The 22830-nt window shown below is 70.8% G+C and carries 23 protein-coding genes and 1 pseudogene; 9 read left to right on the top strand and 15 right to left on the bottom strand.

What is annotated here, in order from left to right:
* Positions 1-834: SWIM zinc finger family protein (locus AB0C29_RS03800; protein ID WP_360814669.1), on the bottom strand; the 834-nt coding region annotated here is incomplete at its 3' end.
* 70 nt (positions 835-904) lie between these two features.
* Here AB0C29_RS03800 and AB0C29_RS03795 point away from each other — a divergent pair.
* Both AB0C29_RS03795 and AB0C29_RS03790 read left to right on the top strand, forming a co-directional pair.
* The gene (locus AB0C29_RS03795) at positions 905-1474 is read left to right on the top strand and encodes a TetR family transcriptional regulator (protein WP_360814666.1); all 570 of its coding nucleotides are present in this window, start codon (positions 905-907) and stop codon (positions 1472-1474) included.
* Complete coding sequence (locus AB0C29_RS03790; protein WP_360814663.1) at positions 1471-2115, top strand: NAD-dependent epimerase/dehydratase family protein; 645 nt, start codon at positions 1471-1473, stop codon at positions 2113-2115. The genes AB0C29_RS03795 and AB0C29_RS03790 overlap by 4 nt, the downstream gene beginning before the upstream one ends.
* Before the next feature lie 21 nt (positions 2116-2136).
* On the opposite strand, the pseudogene AB0C29_RS03785 reads toward AB0C29_RS03790, so the two are convergent.
* Positions 2137-2946, bottom strand: a pseudogene (locus AB0C29_RS03785) (EamA family transporter); the annotation flags it as partial.
* Between the two features lie 92 nt (positions 2947-3038).
* Between AB0C29_RS03785 and AB0C29_RS03780 the strand changes: the two are divergent.
* The gene (locus tag AB0C29_RS03780; protein WP_360814661.1) at positions 3039-3554 is read left to right on the top strand and encodes a MarR family transcriptional regulator; all 516 of its coding nucleotides are present in this window, start codon (positions 3039-3041) and stop codon (positions 3552-3554) included.
* A 35-nt stretch (positions 3555-3589) separates the two neighbouring features.
* Here AB0C29_RS03780 and AB0C29_RS03775 read toward each other — a convergent pair whose 3' ends face one another.
* Together AB0C29_RS03775 and AB0C29_RS03770 are read right to left on the bottom strand one after the other, a co-directional pair.
* Positions 3590-4390: an SAM-dependent methyltransferase gene (locus tag AB0C29_RS03775; RefSeq protein WP_360814659.1), complete on the bottom strand. Its 801-nt coding sequence runs from the start codon at positions 4388-4390 to the stop codon at positions 3590-3592.
* A 31-nt stretch (positions 4391-4421) separates the two neighbouring features.
* A complete protein-coding gene (locus AB0C29_RS03770) occupies positions 4422-5429 on the bottom strand; it encodes a glutathione S-transferase C-terminal domain-containing protein (RefSeq protein WP_360814657.1) in 1008 nt (335 codons plus the stop codon).
* Positions 5430-5535: 106 nt separating this feature from the next.
* Between AB0C29_RS03770 and AB0C29_RS03765 the strand changes: the two genes are divergently transcribed.
* Positions 5536-6636 carry an ionic transporter y4hA gene (locus tag AB0C29_RS03765; protein WP_360814656.1) on the top strand — a complete coding sequence of 367 codons (1101 nt, stop codon included), beginning with the start codon at positions 5536-5538 and terminating at the stop codon, positions 6634-6636.
* Between the two features lie 610 nt (positions 6637-7246).
* A complete protein-coding gene (locus AB0C29_RS03760; RefSeq protein WP_360814654.1) occupies positions 7247-7498 on the top strand; it encodes a hypothetical protein in 252 nt (83 codons plus the stop codon).
* 76 nt (positions 7499-7574) lie between these two features.
* Here AB0C29_RS03760 and AB0C29_RS03755 read toward each other — a convergent pair whose 3' ends face one another.
* From AB0C29_RS03755 to AB0C29_RS03745, 3 genes are all read right to left on the bottom strand, one after another.
* Complete coding sequence (locus AB0C29_RS03755) at positions 7575-7814, bottom strand: hypothetical protein (RefSeq protein ID WP_360814652.1); 240 nt, start codon at positions 7812-7814, stop codon at positions 7575-7577.
* Between the two features lie 160 nt (positions 7815-7974).
* Positions 7975-8268, bottom strand: a complete 294-nt coding sequence (locus tag AB0C29_RS03750; RefSeq protein ID WP_360814650.1) for a hypothetical protein — start codon at positions 8266-8268, stop codon at positions 7975-7977.
* A gap of 87 nt (positions 8269-8355) precedes the next feature.
* Positions 8356-8535 (bottom strand): hypothetical protein, encoded by a 180-nt coding sequence (locus AB0C29_RS03745; protein ID WP_360814648.1) that lies wholly within the window; start codon positions 8533-8535, stop codon positions 8356-8358.
* Between the two features lie 426 nt (positions 8536-8961).
* Between AB0C29_RS03745 and AB0C29_RS03740 the strand changes: the two genes are divergently transcribed.
* Both AB0C29_RS03740 and AB0C29_RS03735 read left to right on the top strand, forming a co-directional pair.
* Positions 8962-9138, top strand: a complete 177-nt coding sequence (locus AB0C29_RS03740) for a hypothetical protein (RefSeq protein WP_360814646.1) — start codon at positions 8962-8964, stop codon at positions 9136-9138.
* Positions 9139-9333: 195 nt separating this feature from the next.
* On the top strand, positions 9334-9591 hold the full coding sequence (locus AB0C29_RS03735) for a hypothetical protein (protein WP_360814644.1): 258 nt from the start codon (positions 9334-9336) through the stop codon (positions 9589-9591).
* A 450-nt stretch (positions 9592-10041) separates the two neighbouring features.
* Here the strand turns inward: AB0C29_RS03735 and AB0C29_RS03730 are convergent, their stop codons facing one another.
* Complete coding sequence (locus AB0C29_RS03730; protein ID WP_360814642.1) at positions 10042-11100, bottom strand: LacI family DNA-binding transcriptional regulator; 1059 nt, start codon at positions 11098-11100, stop codon at positions 10042-10044.
* Positions 11101-11332: 232 nt separating this feature from the next.
* Between AB0C29_RS03730 and AB0C29_RS03725 the strand changes: the two genes are divergently transcribed.
* Positions 11333-12733 carry a DUF1996 domain-containing protein gene (locus AB0C29_RS03725; protein ID WP_360814641.1) on the top strand — a complete coding sequence of 467 codons (1401 nt, stop codon included), beginning with the start codon at positions 11333-11335 and terminating at the stop codon, positions 12731-12733.
* A gap of 69 nt (positions 12734-12802) precedes the next feature.
* Here the strand turns inward: AB0C29_RS03725 and AB0C29_RS03720 are convergent, their stop codons facing one another.
* The 4 genes from AB0C29_RS03720 to AB0C29_RS03705 all read right to left on the bottom strand — a co-directional run bounded on the left by AB0C29_RS03720 (position 12803) and on the right by AB0C29_RS03705 (position 18510).
* Positions 12803-13384: a DUF305 domain-containing protein gene (locus AB0C29_RS03720; RefSeq protein WP_360814639.1), complete on the bottom strand. Its 582-nt coding sequence runs from the start codon at positions 13382-13384 to the stop codon at positions 12803-12805.
* Positions 13385-13520: 136 nt separating this feature from the next.
* Positions 13521-16355 (bottom strand): DUF6493 family protein, encoded by a 2835-nt coding sequence (locus AB0C29_RS03715; RefSeq protein WP_360814637.1) that lies wholly within the window; start codon positions 16353-16355, stop codon positions 13521-13523.
* Positions 16352-17674, bottom strand: a complete 1323-nt coding sequence (locus AB0C29_RS03710) for an SWIM zinc finger family protein (RefSeq protein WP_360814635.1) — start codon at positions 17672-17674, stop codon at positions 16352-16354. The genes AB0C29_RS03715 and AB0C29_RS03710 overlap by 4 nt, the downstream gene beginning before the upstream one ends.
* A 35-nt stretch (positions 17675-17709) precedes the next feature.
* Positions 17710-18510 carry an endonuclease/exonuclease/phosphatase family protein gene (locus AB0C29_RS03705; RefSeq protein ID WP_360814633.1) on the bottom strand — a complete coding sequence of 267 codons (801 nt, stop codon included), beginning with the start codon at positions 18508-18510 and terminating at the stop codon, positions 17710-17712.
* Between the two features lie 36 nt (positions 18511-18546).
* On the opposite strand from AB0C29_RS03705, the gene AB0C29_RS03700 reads away from it, so the two are divergent.
* Positions 18547-19023: a hypothetical protein gene (locus AB0C29_RS03700; RefSeq protein WP_360814631.1), complete on the top strand. Its 477-nt coding sequence runs from the start codon at positions 18547-18549 to the stop codon at positions 19021-19023.
* 6 nt (positions 19024-19029) lie between these two features.
* Here the strand turns inward: AB0C29_RS03700 and AB0C29_RS03695 are convergent, their stop codons facing one another.
* The 3 genes from AB0C29_RS03695 to AB0C29_RS03685 form a co-directional block, all read right to left on the bottom strand.
* The gene (locus AB0C29_RS03695) at positions 19030-19404 is read right to left on the bottom strand and encodes a VOC family protein (RefSeq protein WP_360814629.1); all 375 of its coding nucleotides are present in this window, start codon (positions 19402-19404) and stop codon (positions 19030-19032) included.
* Positions 19405-19418: 14 nt separating this feature from the next.
* Complete coding sequence (locus tag AB0C29_RS03690) at positions 19419-20042, bottom strand: ion transporter (RefSeq protein ID WP_360814627.1); 624 nt, start codon at positions 20040-20042, stop codon at positions 19419-19421.
* Between the two features lie 49 nt (positions 20043-20091).
* Positions 20092-22830, bottom strand: a 2739-nt coding sequence (locus AB0C29_RS03685; RefSeq protein ID WP_360814625.1) for a discoidin domain-containing protein, incomplete at its 5' end; no start/stop codon positions are given.

The following is a 22830-nucleotide window of genomic DNA, read 5'->3' as shown; positions in this document are numbered from 1 at the left end:
GGTCCCCAGCAGCCAGGTGCGCCGGGTGGTGATCGCGCCCTCGTCGCTGTCGACCTGGCCCAGGATCTGCCAGTGGTCGCGGACCGGCGTCGTCGCGAGCACGTCCTCCTGACTCACCGGGAAGCCGATCCGGGAACGGACCGTCGCGGCCAGGGCGGGCGGCAAAGTGTCGAGGCGTTCGTGACCGGCGACCAGCAGGCGGATCATCGCGAGGCCGCCGAGCAGCCGGTCGGCCCATTGCGGGCCGATGCCCGCCGCGCCACCGAGGCGCCGGACCGCCGAGGCCACCGTGGGGGCCTGCGCGTCCACGAGGCGGGCAGCCATCGTCTCGTACGGCTGGCGCCCCGCCTGTTGCGCCCCGGCCAGGCCCTGCTGCACCTGGTCGTCCAGCCAGCGCCGCAGCTCGGCCATCCCCGCCGCGACCCGCTCGGCGCGTTGCTGCCCGCGTTTGCGGGCACCTTCCGGGTCCACCGGCCCGGGCTGCCGGGGTGCGGCCCGCGCCGCCCGGCCCGCGAGCCACTCCGTCACGAAGGCCGGCGCCGTGGTGGCCGGCTCGATCCCGCCGCCCTCGGCCCAGAGCAGCAGCAGCCCCAGCGCGTGCTTGCACGGGAACTTCCGGCTCGGGCAGGAGCACTTGTAGGCCGGGCCCGCCAGGTCGACGCCCACTTGATAGGGCTGCCGGCCGCTGCCTCGGCAGAGCCCCCACAGCGTCTCGCCGAGCAGGCCGGTCTGCTGCCACTTGGTGGCGCTGCTCACACCGCGCGCACCCTTGAGCGAGCTCGCGTCGGGGGCGAGCGCGGTGACTTGGGCGGCAGTCCAGCGTTCAACGGGCACTGACGCACTCTAGAAGCCCGGTACGACAAAATGCGGCCAACTAACTAGTTAGTCAGCTAGGCTGGCCGGCATGGTCCGCGATGCTGAGGACACCAGGAGGCGGCTGCTGGAGGCCGCGGCGACCGAGTTCGCCGAGCGGGGCATCGCCGGCGCCCGGGTCGACCGGATCGCGGCCGCCGCCATGGCCAACAAGGCGCTGATCTACTCCTACTTCGGCAACAAGGAGGACCTGTTCGACGCCGTGTTCCACGCCCTGGTGGTGGACACCGTCGAGGACGTCCCGATCGATGCCGACGATCTGCCCGGCTACGCGGCCCGGCTGTTCGACCGGATCCAGCAGCAGCCGTACGCGTTGCGCCTGGCCCTGTGGCACTCCCTGGAGCGCGGCAGCGCGACCATGCCGGCCGCCGTCGTCGCGGCGAACGAGCAGAAGGTCGCCGCCATCGCGGCCGCGCAGCGGGCCGGCCGGATCAGCGACCGCTTCCCGCCCGGGGAGCTCCTGGCCCTGGTCACCGGCCTGTCCGTGCTCGGCTCGCCGGATCTGGCCCTGACCCACACCGCGGGGCCCGACGGCCTCGCCGCCCGCCGCCGGACGGTCGTCGAGAGCGTCCGGATCCTCACCGCGAAGGACACCACATGAAGGTCATCATCTTCGGCGCGACCGGCATGGTCGGTCAGGGCGCGCTGCGCGAGAGCCTGCTGGCCGCCGACGTCGAGCAGGTGCTGTCCGTCGGGCGCCGGCCCACCGGGGTGCGGCACCCGAAGCTGCGCGAGGTCACCCTGGCCGACTTCGCCGACCTGACGCTGATCGAGGACGAACTGCGTGGCTACGACGCCTGCTTCTACTGCCTCGGCGTCTCCTCGGTCGGGCTCGACGAGGCGGCGTACACGAAGATCTCGTACGACTATCCGGTCGCGGCCGCGCACACGCTCGCCGGGCTGAACCCCGAGATGACCTTCGTCTACGTGTCAGGCGCGGGGACCAGGCCGGACGGCCGGCAGATGTGGGCGCGGGTCAAGGCCCGGACGGAGATCGAGGTCATCAAGACCTTCCCCAACGGGTACGGCTTCCGTCCCGGCTTCATCCAGCCGACCCACGGCGCCACCTCGAAGACCGGCATCTACCGGGTGACCTACGCGCTCACCGCGCCGCTGATCCCGGCGCTGTTCAAGATCGCGCCGAAGTACGTGACCAGCACCGACCGGCTCGGCCAGGCCATGCTCCGGGCCGCGCGCACGGGTTTCGCCACCCGCATCGTGGAGAACGCGGACCTGCGCTGACGTCCCGGCCAGCACCGCGCCGAAGGCGAGCAGCATGCCCAGCACCTGCACCGGGGTGAGCGCCTGACCCAGGGCGGCCCACCCGACGGCGGTCGCCACCACCGGCGAGAGCAGCGCGAGCAGCGAGACCCGGGCCGCGGGCAGACGGTCCAGGCCGCGGAACCAGATCGTGTACGCGAGCGCGGTGCCGACCAGCGACAGGTACGCGTACCCGGCCACGTTGGCGCCGGTGAGCGTGGCCGGCAGTCCCTCGACGCCGAGCGCCAGTGGAGTGAGCAGCAGTCCGCCGGCGGTGAGCTGCCAGCCCGTGGTCGTGAGCAGCGAGGCGTCCGGGCGTCCCCAGCGCTTGGTCAGCACCAAGCCGAGCGCCATCGACGCCGTCCCGGCCAGCCCGGCCAGCAGCCCGATCGGGTCGAGCCGGGCCTCGGCGGTCAGCACGGCGAGCGCGACCCCGCCCGCGCCGACAACCGCGGCCAGCACCGTACGCAGCGCGACCCGCTCGGTCAGCAGCAGCACGGTCAGCCCGGCGACCAGCAGTGGTTGCGCCGCGCCGAGCACTGCCGCCATCCCGCCGGGCAGCCGGTACGCGCTGACGAACAGCAGGGCGAAGAACACGCCGATGTTGAGCGTCCCGAGCACTGCCGAGCGCCACCACCAGTCGCCGTGGGGCAGCCGGCGGGTCAGGGCGACCAGCAGCAGCCCGGCGGGCAGGGCGCGCAGCGCGGCGGCGAGCAGGGGCCGTCCGGGCGGCAGGAACTCGGTGGTGACGGCGTACGTGGTGCCCCAGACGACCGGGGTCAGGGCGGTGACCAGCAGAACCGGCGGGCGCATCCGAACTCCCTCGACGCAAAGTATCTCGACATCAAGAGACTTGCTCGGAACTGCCTTCTTGTCAAGAAGCTCGACATCGAGAGAATGGGGTGGTGGCTCACCCCGACGGCGTCGACCGGATCACCGAGCAATGGCACCGTGAGCGTCCTGACCTGGACACGACCGCGATGGCGGTGTTCGGCCGGATCTACCGGCTGGCCCGGATCGCCGGCGACGAGGGCGAACGGGCGTACGCGGACTTCGGCATCGGCCGCGCGGAGTTCGACGTGCTGGCCACGCTGCGCCGGTCGGGGGAGCCGTACGAGCTGTCGCCAGGGGCCCTGGCCGCCTCGATGATGCTCAGCACCGGCGGCACCACCGCGCGGCTGGACCGGCTGGAGAAGGCCGGCCTGGCCGAACGCCGCCCGTCACCCTCGGATCGCCGCGGCGTGCTGGTCCGGCTGACCCCGAAGGGCATCGACGTCGTAGACCGGGCGGTGGCCGCCGGTCTGGCCCGGCAGCAGAGCCTGCTGAGTCACCTGTCCCCGGCCGACCGGCGCCGGCTGTCCGACCTGCTCAGAGCCGCCCTCGAGCCGCACGAGGGCCAGGGAACGGCTCGTGGATCATGACGGCCTGCGGCGGGCCATGATGCAGGAGGCACCCCCTAAGGCTTGCGGGCGACCGCGCCGTACATGGCGATGTGGGCCGGGTTCGGGCGGGGCTCCGGCTCGGACTCCGCGCGCCACTCGCTGATCGGGGTGACGCCCGGCTCGACCAGCTCCAGCCCGGTGAACAGGTCGGTGAACTCGGCGCGGTCCCGGGGCCAGATGTTGGTGACCCCGGCCGCCAGCGCCGCGTCGTAGTCGGCCGCCATCTTCGCCGGCAGGGGGTCCTTCGTCGCGTTGGTCACCACGAGGAAACTGCCGCTGGGCAGGGAGTCCATCAACGTAGCGACGATCGGCCGGCCGGCCCCGTACCCCTGGACGAAGTGCAGCACCGCGACCAGCATCAGCGCGACCGGCTCGCCCAGGTCGAGGGTCGCCCGCAGGTCGGGGTCGGTCAGGATCTGCTCGGGCGACCGCAGGTCGGCCTCGATGTAGGTGGTGCGGCCCTCGGGGGTGCTGGTCAGCAGCGCCCGGGCGTGCACCATCACCATCGGGTCGTTGTCGACGTAGACGACCCGGCTCTCCGGCGCGATGCCCTGCGCCACCTCGTGGGTGTTGTCCGCCGTGGGCAGGCCCGTGCCGATGTCCAGGAACTGCCGGATGCCCGCCTCCGCGGCCAGGTAGCGGGTGGCCCGCTGCAGGAAGCGGCGGTTCTCCAGCGCGGCCAGCCGGGCCGTCGGGAAGGTCTTGAGGATCTCGTCGCCGGACGCCCGGTCGACCGCGAAGTTGTCCTTGCCGCCGAGCCAGTAGTTGTACCGGCGGGCGGGCTGCGCGGTCGTGCTGTCGATCTGGTCGCTCACGGGACCTCCAGGATGGACACCGGAGGAGATCCTATGCGGCGGCTCCGTGCCCGGCGGGAACGACCTCCGCGTCCTTGGGCGGCGGGGGCGGGGTGCCGTCACCGAACGGCCGGCCGCCGAGCGCCTCGCGCCCGTGCTCGGTGAGCCAGTTGCCCAGCTCAGGGCCCGCGGGCACGATCCCGGTCGGGTTGATGTCGCGGTGCACCTCGTAGTAGTGCTGCTTGATGTGCACGAAGTCGATCGTGTCCCCGAAGCCGGGCGTCTGGAAGAGATCCCGCGCGTACGCCCACAGCACCGGCATCTCGGCGAGCTTCTGCCGGTTGCACTTGAAGTGGCCGTGGTAGACCGGGTCGAAGCGCACCAGCGTGGTGAACAGCCGCACGTCGGCCTCGGTGATCGTGTCGCCGGCCAGGTAGCGCCGCCCGGACAGCAGCTCGGAGAGCTTGTCGAGACGATTGAAGAGCCGGTGGTACGCCGTCTCGTAGGCCTCCTGGGTGCCGGCGAAACCCGCGCGGTAGACGCCGTTGTTGACGTCGGCGAAGACGAACTTGTTCACCTTGTCGATCTCTTCGCGCAGGTGCTCCGGATACAGCTCGGGGGCGCCCTCACGGTGGTACTTCTTCCACTCCAGGCTCAGGTCGATGGTGATCTGGGCGAAGTCGTTGGTGACCACCTGCCCGGTCGGCACGTCCACGATCGCCGGCACGGTGATGCCCTTGTCGTAGCCGGGGAACCGGGCGAGGAAGGCCTCCTGCAGCCGTTCGATGCCGAGCACCGGGTCCCGGCCGCCGGGGTCGAGGTCGAAGGTCCAGCTGCGCTCGTCGTGCGTCGGGCCGGCGATACCCATGCTCAGCACGTCCTCGAGCCCGAGCAGCCGCCGTACGATGATCGCCCGGTTGGCCCACGGGCAGGCGCGGCTGACCACCAGCCGGTAGCGGCCGGGCTCGACGGGATAGCCGTCGCGGCCGTCGGCCGTGATCCGGGTGGCGATGTAACGCTGGTCGCGGGAGAACTCACCGGACGGGTTGACGTAGGCCATGGGGTTATCGTGCCCCGGCAGCGGGGTGCGGCAACGTCAACGCGGCAATTTCCGGGGAGACGCTGGTCGCAGGGCGCGGGAGCCGGTTTTCTGGCAGGGTTGACCGATGAACGCGAAGATCACGAGTTACCTCGCCCGCTGGACGGCCTGGGTCCCGATCCTCGCCGTCGCGGCCCTCATCCTGACGTGGGGCCGCGACCTGCCGCCGCCGGCCGTGATCATCAGCGGCGTGCTGCTGGCCGGGGCCGTGCTGGCCGCGGTCCACCACGCGGAGGTGGTCGCCCACAAGGTCGGCGAGCCGTTCGGCTCGCTGGTGCTGGCCGTGGCCGTGACCATCATCGAGGTCGCCCTCATCGTGACGCTGATGATCAGCGGCGGCGACAAGGCGCAGGCGCTGGCCCGCGACACGGTCTTCGCAGCCGTGATGATCACCGTCAACGGCATCCTCGGCCTGTCCCTGCTGGTCGGCGCGATCCGCCGGCGGGTGGCCGTCTTCCACTCCGAGGGCACCGGCGGCGCCCTGGCCGCGGTGGCGATGATCGCCACCCTGAGCCTGGTGCTGCCCAGCTTCACGACCAGCCGCCCGGGCCCGCAGTTCTCCCCGGCCCAGCTCGGCTTCGCCGCGGTGGCCTCGCTCGGCCTCTACCTGCTGTTCGTGCTGGTGCAGACCCACCGGCACCGCGACTACTTCCTGCCGATCACGACGGCCGGCGAGATCATCAAGGAGGAGGACCACCTCGAACCGCCGACCCACCGGGCGGCGCTGACCAGCGTGGGCCTGCTGCTGGTCGCGCTGATCGCGGTCGTCGGCCTGGCCAAGGGCGTCTCCCCGTCGATCGAATCGGCGGTGGCGGCGGCCGGCATGCCGCAGGCGGTGGTCGGCGTGGTGATCGCGTTGCTGGTGCTGCTGCCGGAGACCATCGCAGCGGTACGGGCGGCAGCACGTGACCGCATGCAGACGAGCCTCAATCTTGCCCTGGGCTCGGCGATGGCGAGCATCGGCCTGACCATCCCGGCGATCGCCATCGCGATGATCTGGCTGGAGGGTCCGCTGCTGCTCGGCCTGGGCGGCACCCAGATGGTGCTGCTGGCGCTGACGGTGGTGGTCGGCACGCTGACCGTGGTCCCGGGCCGGGCCAACGTGCTGCAGGGCGGCATCCACTTGGGACTGCTAGCAGCCTTCCTGTTCCTGGCGGCGAGCCCGTAGAGCTCCCGATACGACGGAACCCCAGGGCCGCCTGGCTCGGGGGTTCCGTCGTGCTCGGGTCAGTTCTTCTTGGGCAGGAGCGCGTACTCGCCCGCCACCGGGTGCACGAAGAACTCATGCATCTGGTGCTCGACCCCCTCCGGCCGGACGCGCAGGCCGTGGACCACCAGCAAAGGAGAGCGAGCACGAGCCCGCGATGCATCTCCAGGTACGCCCGGTCATGAAAGTACATCCACGGCGGGACCTCGCTCACATGGTCGGCCAGCCGGTCCGCCCGCTCCATCGCCCGGTCCGCCTCGGCCACGTGCCCGGCCAAGGCGGCGTGTCCCCGGGCAGGCTGTTGCATCGCCACCAGGCGCGCGGCCGGACCAACCGCCTGGCATAGCGCCGCCTCGATGAGGCTGAGCAACTGTCCGGCCTTACGGGTCTGCCAGGACAGGTGTTCGCGCATGGACAGCGCGGTGGCGGCCAGGTCGGGCCGGTTCGCCTCCAGGACGGCACTCAGCGCACAGCCGACGCGCGGGGCGGGTGGCCCCTCCTTCGGGTGATATATGTATGCCCACGGCGAAATCGGAAGGGTCTTTCCGTCAGCGAGCCGAGGCTGGGTGCCATGACTGTTCAGATGCTGCCGGTCGAGCGGAGCGCAGATGACACCGCCGACATGGCCTCAGCCGTTGGCGTCGATCTCTACAAGGGCAACCATGGCCTCGGTAGTCGCCAGGTCGTGGTAGCTGCTTACCGGGTGGGCAACGTGTGGAAGCCCTTCCCGTGGGCGTGGTTTAGCTCGGACCAGAACGAGGTCTGTTTGCAGGTGCCCGCCGGTACCGATCTGAGCCCGAACGAGGTCTTGATCATCGGCTGAGCATCAAGGTGCTGGGACAGCAATCAGCCCCGGTCGTCCGGATGGACGAGCCGGGGCTGATGGGGGGTGCGTGAGGTCAGCGACCGGTCCACTCGGCGCACGCCTGGTTGAAAGCGTCGAACGCGGGCTGGGCGGCTCCGTGCGCGGTCAGGCTTGCTGCCACGTCATCGACACCCATGAACTGGGCCTCCTCGGCCATGTCCGAGCACCGGCCGCATCCGTCGTCACCGACGAAGTCCTGCGCAAGGTGGCCCACGGGGTCACGACGGTCAGTCTGGAGGGCCAGCCAGGCCCCGAAGCTGACAGCGGGTTCCATCTCGTTCTCCTCAATACGGCCGGTCCGGACCAGTGTGGCCCCAGCCGGCACAACGGCCCGGCGCTGGGACTTGGTGACACTTCACAGTCAGGCCGGCTGTTGGCCGGGTCACGGGCGAGCAAACGCCAAGGCGAGTATGACCCGGGCTACCGGCTCAGTCTCAGGAGGATGCCTGCGGGATCTCGATTGGGACTCCGTCGGTGGTGAACAGCCGGGCGCTACCCATCAGCGCCAGGAACTGGTCGCCCTTGTGGTCCGCCGTCACGATGCCGCCGAGGTGGCCTGCCGGGCACTTGAACGAGATCTGTTCCCATTGCCCTCGGGTCTCCAGCGGGTTGCGCCAGTCGTACTCATCGTGGTCCTCGATCATCAGGAGACCGTCCTTGCCCACTGCGCCGTCGCGGTCGAATGACTGGTTGTCGCACTCACCGCAGCGAATTCTCAACTTGATCATCGGGTCTCCTTTGGAACTCATCGGATCAGGAGGGAGTAGCCGACGACCATCATCACGCAGCTCGTCAGGGCGGCGGGGTCCAGGAGCCTAGGAAGCGACCAGTCCCGGACCGTCCTCGTGACGGCCGGGACTGGTCGGGATTCGGTCCGGCCCGTGCTCGGCCAGATACTCGATGACGAACGCGGCCACCAGCTCGGCCCGCCGGGACCACGATGTGCACACCTGGCACCGGTAGTGGGGCCGCCGGTTGCCGATGTTGACCGTCACCTTGCCGCCGTCCGGGTGGGCACTGGTAGAGGCCTGAGCTCAACCAGCGCGGAGCCCTCCCCGGCCCGGTCCGGCGCTCGGGGTCAGCAGGGCCACAACTCGCTCGTGCACCGCTGGCTCCACCAGCGGGCTCCCAGAGGGGCTGGTCGCTGCCCGGCACCTGAATTGTGCGGCGCTTGAACGCACTGGCGGGCTTGGGCTTGCCGTCCGCCCCCGATGTCGTTCTCCGTGACTACCCGGGCGACCGTCCAGCACGAGCGGCGGCCAGTCGTCGGAGTGCGGCTTCCTGGTGAGCAAAGGAGCCGTTCTCGTTGCGTGCGTCGCTGAGCCGGAGGTAGAGCACCGCGTCCGTCTTAGCAGCAACCATGACGACAGACCACGCCTAACTCCGGGTTCGGCCTGACCATCCCGGCGATCGCCATCGCGATGATCCGGCTGGAGGGCCCGTTGCTGCTCGGCCTGGACGGCACGCAGATGATGCTGCTGGCGCTCACGGTGGTGGTCGGCACGCTGACCGTGGTCCCGAGTCGGGCGAATGAGTTGCAGGGCGGCATCCACTTGGGACTGCGCGCGGCCCTCCTCTTCCTAGCCGCCAGCCCGTAGCCAGCCCAGCTGTGGCTGGGGGAACGACGAGGCCCCGCACATCGATTCGTGCGGGGCCTCTCTGTGCCGTACGGCTGACCAGCTCGGTCGGCGGACCGTTCACCTGTCTGCCGCATGCCAACTATCAAACCCTGTAATAGGCCAAACGTCAATCCACTAATTTGGCCTACTGTGTGGATATGTAGGTTGGCCTACATGCCGACCAGGGACGATGCACTCGTGACTCTTGAGGCGGCGGTACGGAAGCTCCGCACGGCGGAGGCCGGGGTGCCGCGTGCCCAGGAGCGGGCTGCCCAGATCATCCGGGAGGCCCGGGAGAAGGTGGACCAGGCGCGCGCCGACCTGGCCGGAGAGATCCGCGCCGCTGACCGCGCGGGGATGCGCCAGGTGGACATTGTGACGGCCACCGGTTACAGCCGGGAGCGGATCCGCCAGATCCTTCTTGACAGTTGACTGTCAGGCCAAGATGTCCACGGTGACGATCCCGGCGGCACCGTAGGCGCCGGCTCCCGCTGCCCCGCTCGGCGCGGTAGTCGTCCCGCCGCTGGACCCCGCGCCAGCGCCCGGGGGTCCCGTTCGCCAGTCCGTAGCCGCCTTGATCGAGCACGGAGCTACCGCCGTTTCCCGGGACGTACCGGCCCAGGTTGCCCCCATGCAAGCGTCCCAGCCGCCGCCCTGGCCACCGATTTGAGGCCGCAGGCCATCCAGCGTCGATGCCGCCCGAGCTTTGAAAGCCGTCGCGCCAGAATCTAAGCACCGCCGCCCTCTCGCCGCGCGCCGTGACGTGAGTGCCGGACGGTGACGATCCGCCGTCACCTCCGGCCACCCGCGAGACCGTCGTACCCCGGCTTTATGACGGTGGGTGCGTCCCGCCGCGCCCCCGTGGCGGCGGGACGCACCGCTTCAGGCCGACTGGCGCAGCACCAGCGTCGGCTCGTAGATCACCGATGAGATGCGCATCGTGGGGTCCTCGATGCGGGCCATCAGCAGGCGTGCGCTTTCCGCGGCCATGTCCTCCAGCGGATGCCGCACCGTCGTCAGGGCCGGGTTCGCCGCCACCGCCGCGCTGCTGTCGTCGAAGCCGACCATCGCCACGTCGTCCGGGACGCGGCGGCCCGCGTCGCGCAGGGCCAGCAGGGCGCCGAGCGCCATCAGGTCGTTGGCCACGAAGACGCCGTCCACCTGCGGGTGCTCGGCCAGCAGGGTGCGCATCGCCTGCTCGCCGCTCTCCTGGGTGAAGTTGCCCGAGGCCAGCGGCACCCAGGCGTGCCCGTGCCGGGCCATCGAGCGGCGGAAGCCGGTGATCCGGTCGTTGCTGGCCGGCACGTCCGCCGGGCCGGAGATCATCGCCACCAGCTGGCAGCCGCGGCCGACGAGGTGGTCGGCGGCCAGCGACGCACCGGTGTCGTTGGCCAGGTCCACGTAGTTGATCGGCACCGGGTCGGCCGGGCGGCCGATCATCACCGCGGGCACGCCGGCGTCGGTGAGCATGCGGGGCAGCGGGTCGTGGCCGGGCAGCGACAGCACGATCACCCCGTCGGCCTGGCCGTGGCGCAGGTCGCCGACCAGCCGGGTGCGCTGCTCCTCGGTGCCGACGATCTGCAGCGCCAGCTGGATGCCGGCCGCGCGGAGCACGCTCATCAGTCCGCCGACGACCCGGCCGAAGTACGGGTCGGCGAAGAACCGGCCCATGAACGGGTCGTCGTCGTGCGACTCCGAGTCGGACACGACCAGGGCCACCGTGCCGGTGCGCCGGGTGACCAGCGAACGGGCCAGCCGGTTGGGCACGTAGCCGGTCTGGCCGACCGCGTTCCACACCATCTCGTGCAGCTGCGGGTCCACGTTGCGGATGCCGTTGATCACCCGGGAGACGGTCGCCCGGGAGACGCCGGCGACCCGGGCCACGTCCTCCAGCGTCGGCAACCGCTCGCCGACCGGCAACCGCCGGGTGCCGGCGGTCATGGGGTGAGGCTCCGGGTCTGCATAACAGTTTTTATAGCACATGGTGGAGAGCGCTCTCCGACCTGGCCTTCCAGACCCGTTCCCGGGCCCTCAGGTTCCGGAACCACCGGGGCATATTGACGTACGCGCAACCTCGGCGTAACACTTCGGAAAGCGCTCTCCAAGTTATGTCGGCCGATCCCCCGTACGTCCGGCCGTGGTGCCATCCGTCCTCACCCCCGTGGGAGAACTCATGAGAACAGCAAGAAGCCGGCTCAGCCGGCTCGTCGCGCCGCTGGGTGTCGCCGCCGTGGCGGGATCGCTGCTGGTGGCCGGAGTGCAGTCGGCGCAGGCCGCCGACACCCTGCTGTCGCAGGGAAAACCGGCGCTCGCGTCGTCGCTGGAGAACGGTGAGTCGCCGGCGGCGGCCGCGGTCGACGGCCGTACGGACACCCGGTGGGGCAGCCAGTGGGCGGATCCCCAGTGGTTGCGCGTCGACCTGGGCAGCACCGCCACGGTCACCCAGGTCGTGCTGCAGTGGGAGGCGGCGTACGCGAAGGCGTACCAGATCCAGACCTCGCCGGACGGCAACGCCTGGACCACCATCTACAGCACCACGACGGCTGCCGGCGGCAGCCAGACCCTGACGGTCAACGGCAGCGGCCGGTACGTGCGCATGTACGGCACCCAGCGCGGCACCGGCTACGGCTACTCCCTGTACGAGTTCAAGGTGTACGGCACGAGCACCAGCACACCCCCGGCCGGCGGCGGCTACGTCCTGGCGAATCCGCCCGTGACCGGGGTGACCCCGTCGACGGCGACGCCCCCGGCGACCAACCCGCCCACGACCCACCACGAGTTCCAGGCGAACTGCTCGGTGAGCCGCTCCAACCTGCCGGACGACCCGATCGTCTTCCCCAACATGCCGGGCGCCTCGCACTCGCACACGTTCATGGGCAACACCACCACGAACGCGGCGACCACGCTGGCCAGCCTCAACGCCGGTGGCACCTCCTGCATCACGCCCGGTGACAAGACCGGCTACTGGATGCCGACGCTGCTCAACGGCGACACGGCCGTGCAGCCGGTGGGCCGCCAGGTCATCTACTACAAGAGCGGCGTGATCGACTACCGCAGCGTGCGCCCGTCCCCGCCGGGCCTGCGGTACGTGGTCGGCAGCCCGTCGGCGACCCTCGACGAGTTCCGGAACGCACCGGGTGCGGTCGAGGGCTGGGAGTGCGGCGACAGCGTGCGCAACTGGGACTTCCCGGCGAACTGCCCGGCCGGTACCCAGCTGAACATCCGGTACCAGGCGCCGAGCTGCTGGGACGGCATCCACCTGGACACGCCGGACCACAAGAGCCACATGGCGTACCCGACGGTCGGCGTGTGCCCGGCCAGCCACCCGGTGGCGGTCCCGATGGTCGAGTTCAAGATGGCGTTCCCGGTGAGCGGCAACATGGCGAACGTGCGGCTGTCGAGCGGGCGGGCGTACTCGTTCCACTACGACTTCTACAACGCCTGGGACGCGCGGACCCTGAACGCCCTGGTGACCCACTGCATCAACGGTGGGCTGCAGTGCGACCCGCGTGGCTTCGACCAGTACAAGCCGGACCGGGGCGCGGCCCTGAACGAGAACTACGTCCTGCCGTAACAGTCACAGGAAATGGTCCGGGTGCCGCTGGTCGGGTGCCCGGACCATTTCGTGGCGTCGGAATAACAGTTATTTCCCGCTGGATTTTGTCGCCGGCAGCTGCGCGAGAAATTGCCGGCGTCCGGCGAGCACCTGAGTGGCGAGGTCCTTGGTCCGCGGCTCGAGGCCGGCTTTGCCCTCGCTCTCGGCGAGTTTGACGCCCTGCACGAGATGCGCCTTGAGGTGCTGGGCGAGCAGCTTGTCGAAGGCGGCGCCCTGGGCGGCCGCGGCCTCGGTGACCTGCTCGGGGGTCACCATGCCCGGCATCGGCATGCCCTTGTGCGGATTCTCGGAAGGCAGCTTCGCCTCGTCGTGCAGGCCGCGCAGGGTGCCGAGCTCCTGCTCATGGGTGGTCTTGACCTCGGCCGCGAGGGACCGGAGGCCGGGATCCGAGGCGTGCGCAGGGGCCAGGTCGAGCAGCGGCAGAAGCTGCTCGTCCATGGCGATGGTGATCTCGACCCAGGCCAGGTCGGTGCCGCCGAAGAAACCGGCGGCCGACGAACTGGCGACCGGCGGTGCGGCGGTGGTGGACGTCCCGGAGTCACAAGCGCCGGCACCGAGCAGCAGGGTCAGTAGGCAGCTGCCCGCTACAGCCCGCAGCGCGATGCTCACAAAGAACTCCATTCACAAAGGAAGCATCTCAGTCTCTGTGGCGGTGCGGGCCCTGTCAATATCGCCATCTCGAATTCCAATGCCGCACGGTTCCGGAACCAAAAGATATTGACGGGCCGCAACACCGCGGCAACAATCAACTCAGTCCGGAAAACGCTCTCCCGAAGCGACCGGCCCACAGAATTCCCCTGCGCGCCACGGTGCCACCGAGGCTGTGGCGCGCAGGGGCCTCCACCCCGGTTCTTGACGTGAGCGTTGCTTGCAGGCGCCTTGCCTCTCTGGTCAGGCGTGAACTTCCCGGCTTTGCCGTTGCTTCGGCCAGGCCCGCGATCTCCGTTCTCGCGTCGATCGCCGAGGCCACCTGCGTGGCCAGCTCCAGCAGGTCGGGCAGGCCGCGCGGCTCGTGGACCAGCAACGGCGGGATGGCCGCCGCCAGGACATCCCACACCGCGGCCGAGGCTCCGGCGCGGTGAGCGTCGGCCAGGGCCAGCACCACCCGGTTCAGCTTCACCGTGCCGTCCGCGCAGAGATCGCCCATGTCTGCTCCCATCGCCGAGGCGATCGGTGCGTCGGTCACCGCCAGCGCGAGGAACGCGTCCACGCCCGCCACCCGGTCCTGCTCATGGCGGGCGCCGAACACGTAGGTCAGGGCCAGCGACATGGCCGGGCCGAGCGGGCCCGTGCACTCCGCCAGCGTGGGGAGCAACGTCGCGCCGCCGCGCCCGTCCTGGTCGGCCAGGCGGGCCAGGGCCGGCAGCGCCCAGGCCGCGATGATCTCCCGGTGGTGGGGGAGCACCATGGCCAGGGTGGTGACGTCACCGGTCAGGTCCGCACCGAAGTAGTTCGGCTTGGGGCGGCGTTCCAGCCAGGTCAGGTGATTTTCGATCAGGCCGGCAGCACGGGCCGGGCGGAGATTCGCCATGACCCGGCGACCGGCGATCTCCTGGAGCAGGACATCGGGTTCCGAAGCGACGGACCTTTGCTCGAAGCGGGTGCTTGCCGGGTCGGGCAGGCCGCCGCCGGCCAGCCACTCGGCGAACTGGTGTCCGGCCGGCGAGGTCAGAGCTCGGGCCCGGTGCCGGACCGAGGCGTCAACCTCGCGGGGGACTCGTAGCAGGGCCTGCTCGAAGTCTGTGGGCCACGGCTGCCGGTCCTGTGACTCGGCCCGGACGAGCCGGTCCAGCAGAGTCTCGGCGTCGAGGCTGCCGTTGATGTGCGTCGGTGTGGCGAACAACTCCGCCACCGGCGCGCGCGTCACCTCCACTGCCAGCTCCGCGATGCGCAGCGCCGGCACACCGTTCGGGGTGGCGATCAGAGGATTGCCGTGGGACGGGTCTTCCTCGCGCGCGGCGCGCACTGCCGCGACCATGCGTTCCCAGGCGCGACCGTGTCGCTTCGGGTCGATGACGCTCCAGAGCGCCTCGCCGAGGAAGATCAGGCGCGGCCGGTTGTTCCACCGCTGATCGCCGAAGGCATCCGGGTGGCGGTCGAACACCGGCTCGAAGACGTCGGCGAGGTCGGACGTCTGTCCGGCGGCGTGCAGGGTGACGATGCCCGCGAGCACGCGCTCCCACCGGACGCCGGACTCCTCGCTGATGAGGGCGACCACCTCCTCGGCCAGCTCCGCCGCGCCGGCGATCGGCGGCGGCATGACGGTCGGCGGCGCCGGTGCCGGCAGCCGAAGATCCGTGGCAGAGCCGGCTGATCCGGAAACGCCCGGATCGGCGGCGCTTGCGTCCGACCGGCCAGAGATGGCCATGACCTCGGAATCGGTCGAGGTGCCGGCGGCCGGGCCCAAAACGGCGGCAGCGCCCGAAAGCCCAGCAAGAGCACCCTTCGTGAGCGGCGGCAGCCCGGCAACATGCCGGCCGATCAGCGTCAGCGCCCGCTCCTGAACATCAAGCGCCGGATGCTCCAAGGCGACGGCCACCACCTCCACCACCTCGGCGATGCGGTCAGGCTCCCGCCGAGCGACCCTCTCCAGCCACACCAGCTGAGCCTTGACCAGAGACCTCTCCTTCCGCACCAGCACCGACCGGCTCGCTTCCAGGACTGTCTCCAGCTCCAGGCGGCCCTCCTCGTCGAGGCTGCGCAGGGCGCGCTGGGCCATGGTGGCGATCGGTGACGGTGCGTCGGGCAGCAGCCGGGCGTAGTCGAGGGCGTGGCCGGCCACTTCGTCGTTCGTCGGGGCCAGGGCTTCGAGCAGCAGGGTGAACGGGCGCAGGGCAGCCGGCCGGTCGCCGCGGACCAGCCGATCCACAGTGGCGTCGAGAATCCGCCGACGGTCGAGCCGGCCCTCGGCAACAAGCTGGGCGACCGCCGACGGGAACAGCGGGCCGCTCTGCCAGCTGCCGTCCGCCTCGGAGAAGTGCCCTTCGTTCAACGCGTTGCCGAGGCCGTCGATGGTGAACAGCGCGGGCAGGAACAGGTCGAGGTACGGGCTTTCGCGGAGGCGGTCGACCAGCCGGGTCGGCATGCCCTCGTGCCGGAACCGCAGCAGCTCGGCGAGCCAGCCGCGAACCATTCCCTCGCTCGTCGGCGGCTCCGCGTCCGCCGCGCGCAACAGGGCAGCGGGGAACTGCCATTGACCGGTCCATGAGTCGTCGGGGCGCACCCGGGCCGCCAGCCGGGTGCCGAGGTCGCCCAGCCACGGCAGCTGCCGGGCCCGGGCGATCGTGATGAACTGTTCGGCGGGGAGCCGGCCCCAGGCTTCCCGCATGACTGGCCGGATGAGCAGCGCCGCAGTCTTGGCGGCGGACGGGAAGCACGCGATCGCGATCAGGGCGTAGCCCCGGGCCGGATCGTGGCGGGGCCGGTGCCAGTCGTCGGCGGTCATCGCCTTGATCCGGGCCTCGAACTCCTTGGCGAACGCCCGCCGCTGCGTTTCCTCCGCGTCGAGCAACAGCCCGGCGAGCTGGTCGATCTCGCCCTCGCCGGTGAGGCGGTCGAGCATCTCCCATTCCAGGCTCATGCCGGCACTCCCGCACGGACGATGCGTACGGCCAGGGCATGCTTACACGGCCCCCGTTCGCCGCGGTGTTTCGCCCACCAGGGGCAGGTGCACGAGTGCACGTCGCCGGCGTGGCGCACGTGGTAGATGTCGTCACCGCTCCGCACGACCGCGACGTCCCCCGTCACCTCCACCGCGCCCGCGGCGACCAGGGCCCGGGCTCCGGCCAGCCGGGGGTTCATCCGCTCCACCACCTCAGCCGCGTACGGCAGGGTGCGGTGGAAGTAGCCCGCCTCGGCCACGTCATAGCCGACGCGGCCCGCCGTGCCGAGCTGCGTCAACGCGTCGCGCACCCGCTGGGACCCGATGCCGGCCGCTGTCGCCAGCGCGTCGACGTCGATCGCCGGATCCCAGGAGAGCAGCGCGCTGACCAGCTCGGCGTCGTCGGCCGCCTCGTCGCTCGCCAGCGACTCCAGGACCGCGCCCTCGCCGGAGAAACCCCGGTGCGGCTCCGGTGACAACGTCAGGGACAGCCGCAGCGCGGGCATGCTCAGCTCCCAGGTGCTGGCCACCGGGCCACTGCCGGTCGCAACCGCCGGGCCGTAGACGCGCAGGCTGGTCGCGTGCCGCAGGAAGGGTCTGAGGGCGACCAGCCGGCCCGCGCCGGGCAGGCAGATCGCGCCCGGCACCGGCCGGGACGTGAGGCGCAGTGAGCGGCCCGCGGGGAGCGCCCACAGCACCAAGCGGTCGCCCGCCGTCAGGCGATGGAGCAGGGCGCGGGCCTCGGTCACGCCGATCTCGGCGCGCGGGTCGAAGCGTGACGTCAGCACCTGCGCCTCGGCGAAGCCGCGCAGCCAGCGGGACGGCAGCGGCACCTTGCGCTCGACGAGGGGGCCGTCGAAGGTGGACACCGTCAGGTCGTCGGGCCCGACCGCGAGGTGCAGCGGGTCGGCGCGGCCCACCCGGGTCAGCGCGCGTTGCAGCGGCGGGTTGACGTCGATGTTGGTGGTGCCGTGCGCGGTGATCTCGCCGTCGATGCCGGGCGGCAGCACGTCCAGGCGGGCGTAGACGCCGCAGCAGCCGGAGAACGACTCGAAGCGCAACCTGTCCGTCCCGGCGGTGACGACCGGGTCCAGGCTGGCCGGGTCGAACGGCCGGAAATAGCGGCTGCGGGCGACCTCCGCGACGGCCAGCAGCCCGGTGGCCGTGGCACCCGGCTCGGTCAGGAAGCCGGTGAAGAACCTCGGGTGTGCCGCCGGTCCGCCGCAGGTCTGCAACGTGAGCCCGCCGGCCGGGACCAGATCCGAGGAGCCGAGGTAGGAGTACGTCGCGGAGACCATGCGGAGAAGGTAGAGAAGGGGTACGACACTTCGGTTCACGGGTCCAGATCGGCACCGATGGCGTAGTGGTCGGACGGGTAGAGCCCGTTGATCGGCCGGTCGCCGGCGATGAAAGCGCCCCGGACCGTCACGGCGGTGTCCGGGCGTCCCGGGCGTACCAGGACGTGGTCGATCCGGCGGTCGATCAGCGTGGTCGCCTCCAGCGGCGCGTACGGCAGCAGCGAGTCCAGAGTGGTCGCCCCCGGATCGCCGCCACCGGCCTCCCAGGTGTCCACGGTCACGGCGCGCAGCGGGGCCAGCTCGGGCTCGTCCGGTGGCGCGTTGAGGTCGCCGATCAGCAGCACCGGCAGGGGCCCGTCGAACGCCGGGTCCGTCACCAGCTCGGCGAGCGCCACCGTCTGCACGGCCCGGTCCTCGGCGTAGTGCGGCTCCCATTCGCGGCACGTGACGATGACGTACAGGTTGCCCCGGGGATGGTCCAGGGTGCTGATCAGCGCCGTCGGCGGCGGGCCGGGGCGCTGGGGGTGCGGCAGCTCGCGGACCTCGGTGCGCAGGATCGGCCAGCGGCTCAGCAGACCCAGCCCGACCACCGCGCCGAGCTGGCCGGGCTCCTCGACCGGATCCGGCTCGGGTGGCAGCGAGGTGGGTGCGAACGCCGCGTGCAGGCCGAGCTGCTTCGCCAGCACGTCGGCCTGTGTCGTGCCGTCGGCGGCCCAGGTCTCCACCAGGCCCACCACATCCGGCTGGTACGTCTCCAGGGTGGTTCTGATGCCGGCGGCCCGCTCGCGCCAGTTGCCGCCGAAACGCCACCACACGTTCCAGGTCATGACCCGCATGCAGAGACGGTAAGCCCGCCGGGGTTGGATGGCACGGTGAGCCGACCCGTTCTGCTGCTGGATCTCGACGGGGTGCTGAACCCCTTCGCCGCGTCCTCCTGCCCCGACGGATACCTCGAGCACGAGTTCTATCCCGGTGAGGGCCCGGAGCGCTACTGCCCGGACCACGCCGCGTGGATCACCGAGCTGGCCGCCGCCGGTGACCTGCGCTGGGCGAGTGCCTGGGGCGAGGACGCCAACACTCTCTTCGGCGCGAAGCTGGGCGTCGCCGCGCTGCCGGTGGTCGCCTTTCCGCCGCTGCCGTTCCCGCCGGAGGCCAAGGTGCCGGCGGTGGCGGAGGTGGTGGGTGACCGGCCGGCCGCCTGGATCGACGACAACCACACCGGGGCGGGCCGCCGCTGGGCCGCCGGGCGGTCGGTCCCCACGCTGCTGGTGCCGGTCGACTCGGCGGTCGGCTGGACCCGCTCCGACGTGGACCGGGTCCTGGCCTGGGTGGCCGGCCTCGCGGGCTGAGCGGTCTCAGGCGTTCTGCCAGAGGCCGATCAGGTTGCCCTCGGTGTCGTGGACGTAGGCCGAGAAGCCCATGTCCCCGACCGGCTGCCGGCCGATCGCCACCTTGCCGCCCAGCTTCTCGATCCGGGCCAGGGCGTCGTCCAGGTCCTCGACGCCGATGGTGATCACCGGGCTGGTGATCGGGCCCTGCTTGGCGAGCATGCCGCCGTTGATGCCGCCGGGCTCACCCGGCCGGCCCGACCCGTCGGTCGCGGTGGTGGTGACCATCGTGTAGCCCATGCCCGGCATGCTCGCCAGCTGCCAGCCGAAGGCTTCGCGATAGAAGGTGTGCGCCCGGTCCGAATCGTCGAACGGGACCTCGAAGTGGACGACTTTGTCCATGACTCCTCCTCAGCTCATTGCCGACGATAGACCCGGCCACCGACAGAATCAGGGGTTCGCTCGCCGACCCGCAGATCTCGTTCGAGCTCGGCGATCACCGCGCGGAGATCGTCCAGGCGCTGGCTGATCGCGAGCCGGTCCAGCTCGTCCGGCTCGCCGTCGCCGTCGGCGTCGAAGTCCGGCGCCAGGCCCTCGGTCAGCTCCAGCCGGCGGACCTCCTCCATCGAGTTCACGATGACCGCGATCAGGATGTTGACCAGCAGGTTCACCGTGATCAGGAGGTAGCTGACGTAGTAGACGAGGGTCCAGCCCGAGACGGCCAGGCCCTGCTCGATCAGCTGCGGCAGGTTCTCCTGGGAGAGCAGCACGAAGAGGGTCAGCACGGCGCGGCCGATGGTGCCGTACTCCTCGGGGTAGTGATCTTTGAAGATCAGCCAGCCGGCCATGCCGTACACGTAGAGGGTGACCAGCGCCAGGGCGAGGAAACCGCCGACGCCCGGCAGGCTGCGCAGCAGCGCCGAGACGATGGTCCGCAGGCCGGGGGAGAAGCGCACCAGCCGCAGCACCCGGGCGATCCGGATGATCCGCAGCACGGTCGTGTCGCCGTGCAGGACGGGGATGAAGACGGCCAGCGTCACGACGAAGTCGAAAGTGGCGCCCCCGCCGGAGCGAGGGCGCCACCGTGGTTCAGCTGCGGTAGACGCCGAACTCCCAGAGCGAGTAGCCGTAGTCGGTGGCGCGGGCGGTGCCGGAGACCCGGACGTAACGGCCCGTGCCGCTGATCGCCAGATCGTCGAAGCCGCCGTTGCCGCCGGTCGTCGTGTGGATCGTCTGCCAGGTGCTGCCGTTGTCCGACACCTGCACCGTGTAACCCTTGGCGTACGCCGCCTCCCAGGCCAGCAGCACCCGGTTGAACGACTGCACCGAGCCCAGGTCGACCTGCACCCACGCGGTGTCGACCCATTCGCTGGCCCAGCGGGTGCCGTAGTCACCGTCGACCGCGTACGCCGGCAGCTGCGGCCCGTTCGTGCCGGTCGGCTGGTACGTCGACGCGGTCACCGTCCTGCCCCGGGCCAGGTTCGTGCCGGGGACGGTCGGCGGGACCACCTTGAACGAGCGCTGCTCGATGCCCACGTTGCCGTGGCCGTCGAACGCGTACACGTAGACCTTCCAGACGCCGAGCTGTTCCGGCGCGCGGGCGGTGAACGTGCCGTTGCCGTTGTCGGTGAAGACCACGTTGGTCAGGCCGGTGCCGCCGGTGATGTGCTTGTTGCTGTACATCAGGTTGTAGCGGATCAGGTCGCCGTTCGGGTCGCTCGCACCGGCGGTGACGGTGAACGTACCCCCGGCCGGCACGGCGGTCTGGTTGCTCACCGACATCGAGGTGATCTCGGGCGGGGTGTTGGCCGAGGCCTGGCCGGTGTACGCCTGCTTCAGCGCGTGGTAGCCGAGCCGCCGCCAGCCGCCGGTGAAGGTGTTGAGCCAGACGCCGCCGAAGTCGTTCTCCAGCCCGTAGTGGAACTCGGTCGCGCCCAGCGCCACCCCGGGGTGGGCCTTGATGGCGTTCCAGCTGGCCGTGTAACCGGCCCGCTTCTGCAGATCGGTCGGCTCGGTCGGCACCCCGTTGACGTCGTTGGGCACCTCCCACTCGCCGGCCGGTCCGCCCTCGGTGACGATGTACGGCTTGGTGTAACCGCCGCTGATCCAGTCCTGCTTGACGTTGCCGATCGCGCCGTACGAGTTGACGGCCAGCAGGTCCAGGTCCGGCGCGTACTGCTTGTAGTACGGCCACGCGCCGGTGTACGCGTCCGTCGAGGTGACCGGGTGGTTCGGGTCGGCGGCGTGGATCGCCTGGGCCACTTCGTTGACGTACCTGGCGTACGCGATCCGCCGGGCCTCCACCTCGGCGGCCGGCAGTCCGTGGTCCTGCATGGTCAGGATCACCTCGTTGCCGACGTCCCACATGAGCACGCCCTGCTTGTTCTTCAGCGCGTTGACCCGGGCCACGATCTCGTTCTTGGTGGCGGTCTTGTAGGCGGTGTCGTTGACGTAGTCGGCGCCCTGGTTGAGCCAGTGCCCCACGACGACCTTGATGTTCTGCTGCGCGGCCCGGTCCAGCAGCGCGGGCGTGTTGGTGTCGTCCACGCCCCAGAGCCGGATCGTGTTGACACCCATGTTCTTCAGGTCCCGCAGGTAGCCGTCGGCGGCGGCCTGCGGCGGGCCGTAGGTGAGACCCTTCAGCTCGTACGGTGAGCCGTTGACATTGAGCTGCCAGTTGCCCTGGCTGCCGGTGACCCGGACGGTCGACGGGCCGGCCGGGGTGGCCGGGTCGGTCATCGCCGCCGGCGTGGTGCCGGTGGCCCGGGCCACGGTCACCGAGTCGACGCTGAGCACGCCGCCCGAGGTGGTCTCCGGGGTGGGTGTGGTGAAGCCCGCGATCGCGTTCGGCAGCGAACCGCCGATGGCCAGGTCGAAGCGCAGGAAGAAGCCGTGGTGCACGGCCGCGCGCCACGCGGTCACGCCGACCTGCGACTCGCGGACCACCCAGGTCTGCCGGCCGTCGAGGTAGAAGCGGATCTCCTCGTCCGTCTTGGTGCGGTCGATGACCTGGGTGTACTCGTGGTAGCCGGTCTGGCAGCCGGTGCAGCTCGCGAGCCCGCTCTGCCGGCCGTTGTACTCCGCGCACGGCCCGTCGGGGGCGGTGCCGCAGTGCAGGGTCTGGGAGAGCTGGCTGCGCCCGTTGACGTCGGTCATGATGTCGGTCTCGCCCACGCCGGGCCAGTTGGTGTAGTTGCCCCGGTAGGCCGCGCCGGTGGCCCGGAAGCCGGGCCAGTAGCCGGCGCCGTTGGCCACGTCGGGCTGCTTCAGGACGGCGGTGAACTTGGTCTGCTGTCCGGCCAGCGGCTCGAAATCGGTGCGCTGGGTCTCGATGCGGCCCGAGGTCCACTTGCCGGCGCCGTCGCGGATCGCCTTGATGTTCAGCTTGCCGGCGCCGTCGAGGGAGACGTTGGCGGTGGAGTTCGACGCGGTCTCGACCTCGCCGGTGCCCCAGTTCGCGGCGCCGCCGGGATACTGGGTGCCGGTGCGCAGCAGCCAGTTCGCCGCGTTCGGCGAGGTGTTGGCGGCGCCGCTGAAGTCGTCGGTCCAGACGGTGGTGAAGTCACCGGGCACGGGCGGCGGCGTGGTCGGGTCGGTGGGCGGCGTCGTGCTGCCACCGGTGAAGACCTTGAATTCGTAGAGGGAGTAGCCGTAGCCGCTGGCGCGGGTGGTGCCGTACATGCGGACGTAGCGCCCGGTGCCGCTCACGGTGAGGGTCTCGGTGCCGCCGGCGCCGGTGGTGGTGCTGTGGATGTCGGTCCAGGTGGTGCCGTCGGCACTGGTCTGGATTTTGTACGCCTTCGCGTACGCGCCCTCCCACTGCAGGAC

The sequence above is a fragment of the Actinoplanes sp. NPDC048791 genome (assembly GCF_040650095.1).
Classification (GTDB): Bacteria; Actinomycetota; Actinomycetes; order Mycobacteriales; family Micromonosporaceae; genus Actinoplanes.
The sequence above is the reverse complement of the archived record's forward strand: the minus strand, read 5'-3'. Positions and strand labels throughout refer to the sequence as shown.